Source organism: Nocardia sp. KT25-26, from assembly GCF_056627695.1.
The window spans coordinates 4181176-4193881 of sequence record NZ_CM152813.1 but is presented as its reverse complement, the minus strand read 5'-3'; the positions used below and the strand labels follow the sequence as shown (position 1 = coordinate 4193881).

Genomic DNA, 12706 nt, shown 5'->3' with positions numbered 1-12706 from the left:
GGAATCCAGCAGTACGGGGGTGATCACGGTGGCGGAATGCGATCTCAGCGCCGACGCTCGGCGCGAACTGTTGGCACTGCTTCGGGAAGCGGGCCTGACCGGGGAGGCCTTGGTCGAAGCCATGGCCGGCGAACTGCGCCAGAACGGCTGCCGGCCACGCGCAGCCTGGCGGCTCGCCAACGAACTGAGCCAGGACAAGGCTGCCGACCGGTACAACCTCCGCGACCCGGGCGCCGATTTCCTGATGACCGGCCGGTTGATCTCGGCCTATGAGCGCTGGCCGGGCCCGGCGAGCGCCCGCAAGCCTTCGGTCGAAACTCTGCGCAATCTGGCCGCCATCTACGGCACCCTCTGGTACCGCCTGATCGACGCCAAGGATCTGGCTGCCATGAAACCCGTCGAACGCCTCGAATACGCGGAAGCCGTGCACAGCCTGCACCGGCCCGCCGTCACCCGGGCGCCGATCGGCCGTGGAATCCCGGTCGAGGTCGACGAATTCGTCGGTCGCGAAGCCCTGCTCGATGCGATCCGGACCCGGATCGGTGAACTCAGCGCATCGTCCAAGAGGTCCGTCCAGGTCGTGCACGGGCCGCCCGGGATCGGCAAGAGTGCCCTCGCCCGGCATGTCGTCACCAAGTACGGCCGCCTGTTCCCGGACGGTGTCGTCTGGCTCGACCTGCACGGCTACTCCAACTGGCGGGACCCGCGCGACCCCGCCGACCTGCTGGAGGAACTCCTCGAAGCCGACCCCGCCGGCCACCCGATCCCCGGCACACTGCACGACCGGGCCCACCGCTGGCAACTGCTGCTCAGCGAGAAACGCAAACTGATCGTCCTCGACAATGTCCGCGACAGCGACCAGGTCCGGTTACTGCTGCCGCGGCGCTCCAGGTCGATGGTGATCGTCACCAGCCGCAAACCGCTGCCCGCCCTGGGGCACGCCGAGCCGATCTCCCTGAAACCCCTCGAACCCGCCGAGGCCGAGGACATGCTCACCGGACTGGCCTGTCTGCGTGAAGAATACGACCGCGAATCGGCGGCCGGTATCGTCGCCGCTGTCGGCTACCTGCCCCTCGCCATCAAACTCATTGCCGGTCAGCTCTCCTACCTCGGTGCCGGTCGGCTTCCGAGGGTGGCGGAGGAAATCGAGCGCCGCATCGCCGAATTCCGCCGTGATGTCGCCGCCGGTGGCGCCGAGACCGCCGCGGCCTCGATTCTCGGCCAGTTCGCCGCCGAGGGTAAATCCCTGTTCGCCGCATTCGAACTCAGCTACCAGGGGATCGAAGACGAACTCGAACACCGGGTCCTGCACACCGTCGGCCGATTCCCGGGCCCGGAGATCACCGCCGACGTCCTGTCGATCCTGCTGGAAATCTCCCGCAGCACCGCAGAGAACGCGCTGCTGCAGTTGTTCGAAGCCGGAATCCTGGAACGTTCGGAACGTGACCCGAACCGATACCTGACCCACGAGGTCACCCGGCTGTGCGCCCGCCGGCACGCCGAACTCACCGATTCCGCCGCCGATTTCCCCGAACGCCTGCAGCGCCTCATCGACCACTACCTTGCAACCGTCCGGCTGCTCGGCCTCGACACCCTCGACGGTGCCGAACCCAGCGAACCCGTCGAACGGCCGCACAGCGCCGCCACCGCCGGCACCATCAGCGCCGCGACGGCGTGGCTCGACAACGAGCACACCAACCTGGTGGCCTGCCTGGAAGCGTCCCCGCCCTCGACCGCCGCTGCCGAACTCGCCGAAATCCTGGCCGCCGCATCGGGACGCCGCGGCACCTGGTCGGATGCCCGCCGATTACACGAACTCGTCCGAGACCAGGCGGCAGCCCTCACCGACGGTCGGCGCCGCGTCGCCGCCGTGCTCGCCATCGGCCGAATCGACCAGATCACCGGACATTTCGAAACCGCCCGGACCACGTTCACCGAAGCCCGCGACCTCGCCGAAGCCGACGACAACCCGCGCGGCATCGCCGAAGCGCTCTGCGACCTCGGCCAGAACGCCTGGCTGCTCGGCGAGCACCAGGACTCCGAGTCCTACTACTCCGAAGCCCTGCGCCTGGCCACCGACCACGGCTTCCGCGACAGCGAATGCGACGCCCGCAAAGGTCTCGGCCACGTCCGCCGGCTGCAATGCCGATACCCCGAAGCCGTAGCGGAATTCGAAACCACCCTGCGCATCGCCCGCGACCTCGGCGACCGGCGCCGGCAATCCAACGCCCATTGGGGCCGAGGTGAAGTCGTCCGCCGCATGGGCAGCCTCCGCACCGCCCAGCTCAGCTACGCCGCCGCCCTCCGATCCGCCCGCCTCGCCAACGACCCGATCAACGAAGGCGACGCCCTGCGCGGCCTCGGCCACGTCGCCCGGCTCGTCGGCGACACCGCCGCAGCCCGCGGCTACTACCAGGACGCCCTGCACCTGGCCCAGCGCTTCTACGACCGCTACGGCGAAGCCTGGTCCCTGTGGGGCCTCGGCAAGGTCGAACAAGCCGACCGCCGCTACGACAAAGCCGAAGGCTGCTACTGGAACGCCCGCATCATCTTCGACCGCAGCAACGTCTCCCTCGGCCGGATCAACACCTACCGCGTCCTCGGTCACCTCGAACGCATCCGCGGCCGCGACGACCACGCCCTCGACTGGTACCGCAGATCCCGCGAAATCGCCGAGAAAGTAGCCCACCCCTACGGCATCGCCGACGCCCACCGCGCCACCGCCCGGATCTGGGCCGCCCGCGGGCGTAACACCACCGCCCGCAACGAACTGCTGGTTGCGCACCGGCATTACAGCGAGATCGGTGTGCCGCTGGCCGACCGGGTTCGGCGGATGCTGGACGAGTTGGATCGGTGAGGCGAAGGTCTCACCGGGCCACCGTCCTGCACACCGATATATGCTGCGAACGGACACAGACTGTGCAGACAAATGGGGGGTTCCCTTGATACGCATCGCTCGACTGTGCTTCCTCGGCCTGACAGCCGCCGTGATGGGCGGTTGTTCGGCAGAGGAAGCAGATTCGGCTCAGGAACCGGCATCGACCACCGCGTCGGTGTCGGCCACTACGGCTCCGGCCGCCACAACCCGGCCGACACCCACCACCCTCGACGACCCGCTGGCCGTGACCTGCGGTGAGTTCAGTGACCTCGACGAGGAAAGTCAGCTGCAGGTGATCGTGGCGATCTACGGCGACGATCCGGAGATGAACGACGACCGGGTCAGCATGGTCGAACTGATGTGTCTGTCGGACTATGTGCAGGACAAGCCGGTCAAGGATGCGATGCCGGGGTGACAGAGCGGTTCGGCACCGAACCGGTTGGCGAAAGAATCTATTCGGCCCGGCAAGCGGCATGAATCCGCCTCCAGGTGGGCAAGATCGGGGCGGTCGCCGCCCACTCGGTAGGTTGGCTTTCGTCCTCGAGGTCGACTGGAACATAGGTCCGACCCCGTGGGGGTCTACCGAGGTCGAGACACGTTCGAGCGGATTCGGGCCAGCGGTCGTCGATGCCTCGTCCAGCACATACACGGGACCTGAAGGAGATGAGCGGTGGGAAGCAGGACGATCCCGTTCTGTGTGGCAGCAACTCTTGCGGCAAGTGCTGCCTTTGTAAGCAGTTGCACCTCGGATGAAAGTGCCGATAAGAGTTGGAGAGAAGTCGATGTCTGTGCACTGTCAACTGTCGATGAGGTAGAGCAGGCGGCAGCTGTTCGCTCCGAGGAAGGTGACTCGGTTTCTCCCGTAAAAGAATACGATGCGGATTCACATCGGTGCAAATGGGGTGATGGAGTCCTCTGGTCGGTGACCATCGGGTTGGTCGGAGTGCCCGAGAGTCGGATCGACGAGCAGGGTGGACTACGCGAAGTGCGCAAGCTCTCGAGTGTTGCAGGACGCGATATTCTTGTCACGGAGGAACGGAGTGGCCGATGCACCGCTGTCAGCTACTTCCGCGATGCCTACGTCACCATCGGAATCGACCCCAGGCGCACCGACGTTTCAGTAGGAGACACCTCGGGTGCCAGCTGTGACTCGCAGCGAGGGTATATCGAGTCGATTGTGCAGAAGGTGGATATGTTCCCGCTTCCCTAGGGGGTACAAATGGGGGTGTCGATAATTGTTCAGAATCAGATGCATGAGCGGGTGAAAATAGTCCACGAGGTCGCGACAGTCCTCTCGGAGATGGTCCTGGAAGCGCCTGCCGGGACAATGCTGGGTGAGATTCACGCCTATGCAGATACCATGTTCAATTCTTTCCAGCTCCACCTGTTTCTGGACGAACTATCGTGCATGACAATGCGGAACGACCAGGAAGTCGAGGTTGTGGAAGTTCTGAAGGATGCGGCGCAGGATGCGATCGATCGTCATGGGTACCTGTGGTTCAGCGGCGATTGACGATCTGACGAATCCGCCAGTATGCATCACGTGGAGTTCGGAGCCGGTTTCGGAGCGGTCCACCGTGGCGGGCGGGGTCTTGTTCTCCTGCTGGATTCGCCCGGCAGGAACGGCTTGATAATCGACTACAATTCACCATATCGGGGCAGTTCGATACAGCACGCTCGAGATGGTGATGGTGCCCGTGCTTTAGCGCTTCGGCTCCGTGTTCACGGCTGCCCCAAACCGACAGTGGTGATTCCGGACTGGATCGGGCCGCTGCCGGTGGATATCCGGCTCTCCGGCATGTCTGCCATCAGGCGGTCGTACTCGGCGGCGAAGGCTTCGTCCTGTTCGCGGTATCGTTGGGCGATCGTGTGGTGGAGGGTTTTGAGGTCTTCGAGGATGGCTTTGTGCTGCTCCAGGATGTCGAAAACGTTGTTGTCCGAATCGAATCGTGAGCCAGTGTTCATCGCCTTGCTTCGGAATCGGCCGACGAGCACTTCCGCGGAGGTCAAGCCTTCCACGAGTTCGCCCAGTCCCCAGTTCTCACGGCGGGAGATCTGTTGTGCGACCTCTTGCATCTTCTGAATCTCGTCGATGAATGCCTGACAATCCCGCTCGATGTAGGCGAACTCCGCCGCGTTGACCATGACGTCGCTACTGAACCCGACCGATAATTGGCCGTTCGCGGCTTCGGCGATGAGCCCGGCCAGAGGTGTATCGTCTGCCATTGTAGCTACTCTGTTTTCTCCGAGGTCAGTCTTTCCGATGTCGAGTCAGCGGCCGTCAGCAATCGTCGGCGCCAGCATCTCTCCCAGGTTCTTTGCGATATCGCAGGAGTGCCGGCCCGCCGACACTCGGCTGGATGGAGTATTGGTGACCGACACCTCCATGGAGCCCCCCACCATCTCGACATTGAGTGCGCATCCCTCAGCGCCATCGCCCTGGGAGGGCATCCAGTAGGTGAGTGCGGGCCGGCCGTCCATCGTCAGTTCTTCCCCCAAGACCCACCGATCGGACTCCCGAATCATCGGTAGCGTGACCGTAGTCACCGTGATGGTGGTACTGAACCCGGACGATTGAATCCAGGAACACCCTTTCCACTTGCGGGGGACGCCGGGAGTGTTCCAATTGTCGTCCACCCGCCCCATCTTCAGGTTCTCGGCATCGATCACCTGCTGTGGCAGATCGCACCCGTCGAACCCGGTAGGCAGTGGCACGTCGGTCGTCGTTGCCTGACCGGCCGCCGGATCCGCGTCCCGGGTGTCGTCTCCGCACCCGCCGAGTATCAACGCTCCTACGGCGAGGACGCCTGCCACCAATCCGGACCTTCGCAGCATGTGAAGTCTCTCCCCGCTTCCATCGAACAGCGGGATCCCCCGCCCGACTGCCGAGGAGCCTACCGCAGCTCCCTCGGTGGTGCTGTTCCCCGGCATCTCGGCGCTTATGCGAGCCGGTGCTGTGCCGGAGTGGAGCCCAGGTGTGAACATAGGCGGGCGGCTCGCCTGGGTGGCCTTGGTGCGGTCCCCGTTCCAACGCTGTCCCGGCTGGCATCGCCGCGGCACCCGTGTCCGGTGAGTGTTCACGACCTTGGCAGGTGAACGCCGACGACCACCCCTCCCGATCGTTGGGAATTTCCCAACTCTGCAGGTAAGCTGATTCACATGGATGAGCAGTTGGCGGCAGTCGGTCAGCGGATCCGGTCGCGGATGCCGGACGGCATGACTCAGCGTGGTCTCGCTGAGCAGGCTGGGATGAAGCCCGATGCGCTGTCTCGGGCGTTGAACGGCCAGCGAGGCTTCTCGTCCCACGAGCTTGCGCGTATTTCGGATGAGATCGGTGCCGACCTGCACTGGCTCATCACCGGTGAACCCGATCCACGGCGGGTCACGGTGGCTGCCCGGCACGTGTGGGATGGGGGGCGTGGCGTGCATGCCAACCCGGGGCGGGATCGCGACGAGAAATACCTCGCGCAGGTGACCGGTGCCTATCACGCGGCGTTTCCGGATGGGCCGCCACCCAGTGCCGACCTGTCGGACAGTCCGGGGGAGCTGCGCAGGGTGCTGGGGGAAGGGTTCGTTCCGAGGTTCAGTGCGGCTGTCGAGACGGAGCTGGGTATCGACATCATTCGCCTACCGAAGTTGTCGACCGACTATTCGCTGAAGATCGGTGACCGTTCGGTGATCATGCTCGCAACCACACCGAACTGGTTCCGGAGCAACTGGTCCCTGGCGCATGAACTTGCTCACCTGGCGTTGGGGCACCACAGTGGAGGTCGGCACCCCGGAGAATCGGAGGAGTTGCCGGCCGACGATTTCGCGGCGGAACTGTTGTTGCCGGAATCGCATGTCCGCGACCAGGATTGGTTGGCCATGGATGCCTGCAGTGTCGCCCAATTCTTATGGGATACCGGAGTTTCCACTGTAGCCCTGCGGAACCGCCTGGACAGACTGAAAATAACTCCCTCCGCCGAGGTGGCTTCAGTGTTGCAGGAAACGACTCCGGTGGCACTGCGCGAGCGTGCATCTCGCGAAATCGATTCGTCGGTTTCCCGTAAGGAAATGATTGTTCGGCAGCAGGGTGCATCGGCACGAGCCGTTCCGTCGACATTGATCGATGCTCTCGAACAACGTGTGGAAGACGGTGAGATCTCGCCAGAGTATCTTGCGACGGCGCTGGGTGTGTCCATCGATGAGATCGATTTCCCGGAACCGGATGATGACAAGGATCTCTCGCGGGCGCTCGAACGTGGAATGGACAGTCCGCCGAGCCGTGCCGAATTGGATGCATGGCTGGTGGCGAACGCCCGAGCCGCCCGGTGAACCCGGCAGAGATAGTCTGGTCGACCATCACCGACCGCCGTGGGGCGAAAGAACTGCAAAGTTTCACGTGTACGTCCGATCGGCCTCGGAGTGCCGGTGGTCGGCAGCTGCCGCATCCCAGACACTGGGAACGTGAGGCGCAGAGTATTATTCGGCAGAGTTCACGGTGCCTGAAGTCGGGGAACCTGCTAGTTGTCCGAGATCCTGCGGTGAGAAATGGACTCTGCGGTCCGTGCCAGCTGACCTGCAGCTCCCGAGCCCGGGTGCAGGTAACGGACAGGAGGGAATGTTCGCGGCACAGATCCAGATCGTGGGTGTGTACGTTCCCGTTGATGGGTGTCACGATGCCCCGCACAGGTTTGGCGCCCACCTTCGTTCCGTTGGAAGGATGTGGTACGCCCAGCCTATTGCCGCAGATTCAACGTCGCGCGAGCGAAGGTTCCGACGATGCGTTGATGGGTCTGCCGGGGCAGCTGCCGGTTTCCGGGTTCGCCGAACGGGGTTCCGGGTCGGGCCGGGGACTCACCGAGGAGCTGGTCGAGCCCGGGCCGGGTCACCATCAGCAGGCCGTGGGTGGCGCGGGTACAGGTGACTGCCAGTCGACCGAAGGCGGAGTTGAACTCGTCGAGGGCGACGGCCGAGTTGAGTGGGTGCACGGCAACGGTGATCCCGTTCGTCTGTCCCTGCCAGGAATCCACCGTCGATGCCACGAGATCGGTGTCGTCGAGTGCGTATTCGGTGCGTAGTCGCGCCACGAGGTCGGTTGCGTCGTCGACGGCTTGGTTGCGGGTCGCCAGGATCGTGAGTAGTGGATCGCCCTGGCTGTGGCCCGGTCGGCGTGTGTGCACGGCCCCGGTGGGTGTCCCGGTGCTGTCGTAGTCAGCGTGTTCGAGTGCGAAACCGGCCGAGAAGAGACCGTCGAGCAGCGATTCGATCGCTTGCATCAGTGGTAGGTCGACGTCGGCGGCTTCGGGCTCCGGCAGGCCGGCGATCTCGAGCAGGGTCGGCACCCCGGTTCCGACCTGTTCCCAGATCTGCGCGATCTGCGTAGGCAGTTCGTTGCCGACGACCAGGCGCCGGTCGCCAGGGGCAGCGACACAGTGGAGTTCACCCCATTCGGGATAGAACGCCCGCCACAGATCCAGGTGCTCGGCGGTCGGCCGCCACACGGCAGGAAGCTCCTTCGACCAGGTGCGTTCGTCGCCGTCGTAGGCGGTGGGCCAGGCCCGGTACGGGTTGTATCCGGGGTCGCCGCGCCACGGATTCGTGCCGACCTCCAGCGGCGGCAGCTGCCCGACATCGCCGACGCCGACCGTGATCGGTGCGACGTTCGCGACCTTCGCGAACAGGTGATGCGGCAGCTGCCATGCCTCGTCGACGAACAGCACATCGAAGACGAAATCTTCGTGCGCGGCAGGACCGAAATGAGTACGCATCCGGTTGGCCTCGCCGATCGCCCCGAGCTTGTGTGACGTGGACACGACAACCGCGCATTCGGGCGGAATGTCGGATGTGGTGGTGGCGACGGTCGTGTGTTCGGCGGCATCGCTGGGTACATCGTTCACCCGCTCCTTGGAGACGAACAGGCACACTCGATCTTTGCCGAGCTTGCTGCCGAGCGATTTGGCCAGCGGGTGGATCTGTTTGTTGGTGAAAGCGACGACCGCGACGCGCGCGCAGCCTGGGCCCGTGACGGCCTCGGTGACCAGTTGCCGCAAGATGAACGACTTGCCCGCACCGGCCGCCGCTTTGAGCAGGATCCGATCGATTTCCGCGTGTCCGGTCAGGGCGTCGCGCAGCACCCCGATCGCCTCGTCCGCGACCGCCGCGTTGCCTGCCGCGGCACGGGCATGGTGCACCCGATCGGTGAGTTGTCGGCGCGGCGGGGTGAATTCGAGTGTCATTCGAGATCGTCCATCGTCACGGTGTCGGGCACGGTCGTCGCCGGCTGTGCGGCGGACGCTGCTGTGGGTGCACCGGACGGCGTCACCTCGAATGCGTCCGCATCCACGACCGGGGGCCACACCTGCGGATTGAGTTCGCCGTTGGCACGACGTTCGGCGAGGCGATCCGCCCAGTCGGCCTCCGAGTCTTCGTGTGGCCGACAACAGTACTGGTGTGTCTCGGGGTCGTCGGTGTAGGAGCCGGGTTCGCAGTCGGGCTTGGGGGCCGAGATCTGGTCGGCCTTCGGCCGCACCACATTGAGGGCCTTGTTCCCCTTGTTGCTGGAGAACCACTCGAAGTCTGAGATCACCAGCCGATCGCCGACCGAAAGTGTTGGCTCACATGCCGGCGTCCACCTGAATGTGCGGTCGGAGTCGTCGGAGCCTGCCAATGGTCCGATCGCCAGCCCGGTGAACTTGAAGCTGCCCTTCTGCACGGCGAGCTCGATATCCGGGTGTTCGACACAGGGATCGTCGTTGATATGCAGCAGTACGATCCGCGTGTCCTCGCCGATCCGCCGAGACCGGACATTCAGCACGATCGGGTCGACCTGCACCACGGTCGCCTCGGCAACAGCACGTTCGCCGGCGGCCGCGGCACGATCGGCGGCAACCTGGGGATTCCCCAGCACCAGTAGTTGGTCCCGGCACTTTCCATCGCTCTCGATCACCGGAACCAAGGAATTGCGCCAATGCCGGTAGGTGCGGCCGAATCGGACGAGGTCCGAGGCGTGCAGGGTGAGTCGCCGACGCCACACCTGCTGCGCATCACCTTCGATCACCCGGTGCACGGGACGCAGTATCGAATCCGGCACGGAGTCGAGCACGTCCAGGGCGCGTTCGAGTACCGAGCATTTGTAGCGCAGTTCCTCGGTGACCAGCGCCTCGTAGGCTGCCGGGTCGGCGGGCTGCCCGTCTGTTCCGACAAGGGCGGCATAGATGGCATCCGACTGCCGGCTTGTCAACCGGGCGCCGGGGGTGTGCACGCATGCCTCGATCCGGTCTTCGAACTCGTCGGGGTTCAGCCGGTGTGCGCCACCCGATTCCGCCCACCCCAGCAAATAGTCCAAACGGCCGGCCGCCACGGCTGGGCCACCGGCGACGAAATGGCGTGCCAACGCTTCCCGAATATCGACCACCGGTGCGCGCAGCTCGAGTGCTCGCGCCCGGTCCTCCTCGAGCAGGAACGACACCGCGGTGCGGGTGGTGGCCGGAAGTGCCTCCGGGATCTCCGCCGGTTCGCCGTCGAAGGTCAGCGGGGTGCGGCCCTGCGTGCGATCGTGCTCCCACCGCAGCCGGCTCAGTTCGATGCCGGCCAGATTGTCGGCGATCGAGGCGAGTACATCGGCCGTCGTCGGGTCCGGAACCACCAGATGCACCGGGTCCGGCGCCGTCGGGTCCACCGCGATCTGCTCGTCCATGGCCGCCCGGAGCTGCACCCCGAGCAGCCGCATCACCTCCCGGCGAGTCTGTGGCGACGACTGACGGTCCCGGAAGACAGTGAGCTGCCACGGCTCCCTTCCCTGCATCGTGACCCGTTGCAACGCGATGCCGTGGATCCCGAGCGCGGCTGTATCGGACTTGGCCACCACCACATTGATCGTGCCGGGCAGCCCCGCCGGGTCGATCCGCCGCTGGCCCGTCGGCTGGGCCACCCCGTCCCGAGTAGCCGTCACATTCGCCACCACTGACGCCGGCGCAACCGTCCCGGCACCGGTACCGCTGCCATCGACGATCCCGACGAGGTGCGGGCGGATATCGGGGCTGATGCCGAGCGTCACCAGCAGATCGCCGGGCTCGTTCGACGACCGCAGTTCGTTGCGGCAGTAGGAGAACAGCGTGCACGTGGTACAGCTGCCCGGGTCGAACTCCGACCGCAGATGCGACACGTACCGCACCAAACCCGCCGACTCGTCGTAGGGATGCCTCTCGGCCTCCGCACGCCGTTCCGCCACCCGCATCCGCACCTCGGCCCGATGATCATCCAGCTGTTCCACCAGCGCAGCCGGCTGCAGAAACGCGTTGCGTGGCACCGCCAGCACGCCGCACTCGTGCACCGCCATCCCCGCCGGCAGCCGCGACCACGCCTGCGCCGCCTCCGCCCCAAGTGCCACCTGCAGAAAACCCTTCAGCAGCCGGCCGTCCTGGATCCGGGACCGCACCCGCTCGTAGTCCTTGACATCCCCCATGATCAGCCAGCTCTCGTCCCCACCGACAGCCGGAGCCACCACCGCGAAATCCGGCTTCACCTCGGTGGCCTGATCGTTCTCGAAACCGGGGAACGGAATCGCCAAACCGTGGATCAGCGTCGCCGCGCCCCGCTGCAGCGCCCGGTCGTGCGCCGTACCGAGCAGCTCCACCGTCCGGTCCAGCTGCACCTGCGCATTCGCCGTCACCACCTCGGTCGGCCGGGCCAACCCCAACCGTCCCACTGTCGTCGTGGCGATCTCGCTCACGAACTTCTCATCGCGCACCAGACGTTCGAAGGTCATCGCCTTCATCCACCTGGCCTGGGGGATACGCCCGGAATCGTCGGCGAAGCCCACCTCGGCCGCCAGCTTGCGTCGGGTACGGCCGACGATCAGCGGATCGGTGCCGCGGAAGCGTGCGCAGGCAGCGTGGGCGGAGGCGGCGACGGCGCTGGTGGCGCCGCCCACCGAGGTGCTGGTCATGGCGAAACCCTTACCATAGTCGGTCGTGGACGGGACGCTTCGTCGGCGGAAATCGCCCGCATGACGAGCTCGATCAGGCGATTCATGGCCGCTACGGGCGATTGCCGTGCGGTTGTTTCAGCTCGTCTGCTGGCGCAACACCTGGCCGAACGGGTCGACGGTGATCATCACCCGCGATTCCTTCTGCAGCACGGCCACGATCGGCCATACGCACAGCCAGAGCCCACAGGTGAACACACTCAACAGCAGGTGCAGCATGTGGTTCGGTTTCGAGCCGAAGACGATGACCGCATTGACATCGGTCTGCGATTCCACCCGTCCGCCGCGGGCGACCTCTGAGCCGACCGCCATGGCAAGTGCCTGCCGACGTTGTTCAGGAGATGCCTCGGTCAACGGTCCGGGCACCGGTCCCGGTACCGAGCCGGGAGGCGGAAACGGCACCGGGAACTGCCCGCTCAGCGGGGGCACAGGGGGCTGGTTCGGCTCGTCTTGGGGGTTCGTCATCGGAGGTCCTCCTCGGTGGTGGATATGGTTCGATCGTCTGGCTCGGGCCACCGCTCGATAGGCGGCGGAATCGTGAGCGCTGCGGCCGCACCCGATGGGGTCACGCGCAGTGCGGTGAGACGCGGCGCAGGCATCGCCGATCCCGGGCGGGTGAGGAACCAGCCGCCTACTACGAACCGCCCGCCACCTGGGATCGCTCGCACCGCGAATCCGGTTATGGTGAATTGCTGGTAGGGCTGTTGTTCGAAGACTGCTGTCACGAGATCCCCGTGGGTCAGGTCGGCGACCCCGACGACATCGGTAGGTGCTGGTCGGTGAGCATCTGTGTGTAGTTCGAACAGTTCCGGTGCCGGTCGTCGCGCTCGCCCGCCGGTGTCGAGCGGTTGCCCGCC

10 protein-coding genes are annotated in these 12706 nt (G+C 65.3%); 5 read left to right on the top strand and 5 right to left on the bottom strand.

Annotated elements, in window-relative coordinates:
* Positions 1-19: 19 nt before the first annotated feature.
* The 4 genes from AC1HFH_RS19100 (at position 20) to AC1HFH_RS19085 (ending at position 4391) form a co-directional block, all read left to right on the top strand.
* Positions 20-2857 (top strand): tetratricopeptide repeat protein, encoded by a 2838-nt coding sequence (locus tag AC1HFH_RS19100; RefSeq protein WP_480244154.1) that lies wholly within the window; start codon positions 20-22, stop codon positions 2855-2857.
* A gap of 196 nt (positions 2858-3053) precedes the next feature.
* Entirely contained in the window at positions 3054-3293 is a 240-nt protein-coding gene (locus AC1HFH_RS19095; RefSeq protein ID WP_480244153.1) for a hypothetical protein, read from the top strand.
* 255 nt (positions 3294-3548) lie between these two features.
* A complete protein-coding gene (locus AC1HFH_RS19090) occupies positions 3549-4088 on the top strand; it encodes a hypothetical protein (protein ID WP_480244152.1) in 540 nt (179 codons plus the stop codon).
* Positions 4089-4127: 39 nt separating this feature from the next.
* Positions 4128-4391, top strand: coding sequence for a hypothetical protein (locus tag AC1HFH_RS19085; RefSeq protein ID WP_480244151.1), 264 nt, complete (start codon positions 4128-4130; stop codon positions 4389-4391).
* Between the two features lie 209 nt (positions 4392-4600).
* Here the strand turns inward: AC1HFH_RS19085 and AC1HFH_RS19080 are convergent, their stop codons facing one another.
* A complete protein-coding gene (locus AC1HFH_RS19080; RefSeq protein ID WP_480244150.1) occupies positions 4601-5104 on the bottom strand; it encodes a hypothetical protein in 504 nt (167 codons plus the stop codon).
* A gap of 45 nt (positions 5105-5149) precedes the next feature.
* A complete protein-coding gene (locus tag AC1HFH_RS19075; RefSeq protein WP_480244149.1) occupies positions 5150-5692 on the bottom strand; it encodes a DUF3558 family protein in 543 nt (180 codons plus the stop codon).
* 345 nt (positions 5693-6037) lie between these two features.
* Between AC1HFH_RS19075 and AC1HFH_RS19070 the strand changes: the two genes are divergently transcribed.
* Positions 6038-7195 carry a helix-turn-helix domain-containing protein gene (locus tag AC1HFH_RS19070; protein WP_480244148.1) on the top strand — a complete coding sequence of 386 codons (1158 nt, stop codon included), beginning with the start codon at positions 6038-6040 and terminating at the stop codon, positions 7193-7195.
* A 404-nt stretch (positions 7196-7599) separates the two neighbouring features.
* Here AC1HFH_RS19070 and AC1HFH_RS19065 read toward each other — a convergent pair whose 3' ends face one another.
* The 3 genes from AC1HFH_RS19065 to AC1HFH_RS19055 all read right to left on the bottom strand — a co-directional run bounded on the left by AC1HFH_RS19065 (position 7600) and on the right by AC1HFH_RS19055 (position 12314).
* The gene (locus AC1HFH_RS19065) at positions 7600-9099 is read right to left on the bottom strand and encodes an AAA family ATPase (RefSeq protein WP_480244147.1); all 1500 of its coding nucleotides are present in this window, start codon (positions 9097-9099) and stop codon (positions 7600-7602) included.
* Positions 9096-11810 carry a hypothetical protein gene (locus AC1HFH_RS19060; protein WP_480244146.1) on the bottom strand — a complete coding sequence of 905 codons (2715 nt, stop codon included), beginning with the start codon at positions 11808-11810 and terminating at the stop codon, positions 9096-9098. Before AC1HFH_RS19060 ends, AC1HFH_RS19065 begins: the two co-directional genes overlap by 4 nt.
* Before the next feature lie 117 nt (positions 11811-11927).
* Positions 11928-12314, bottom strand: a complete 387-nt coding sequence (locus AC1HFH_RS19055) for a hypothetical protein (RefSeq protein ID WP_480244145.1) — start codon at positions 12312-12314, stop codon at positions 11928-11930.
* Between the last annotated feature and the right edge of the window lie 392 nt (positions 12315-12706).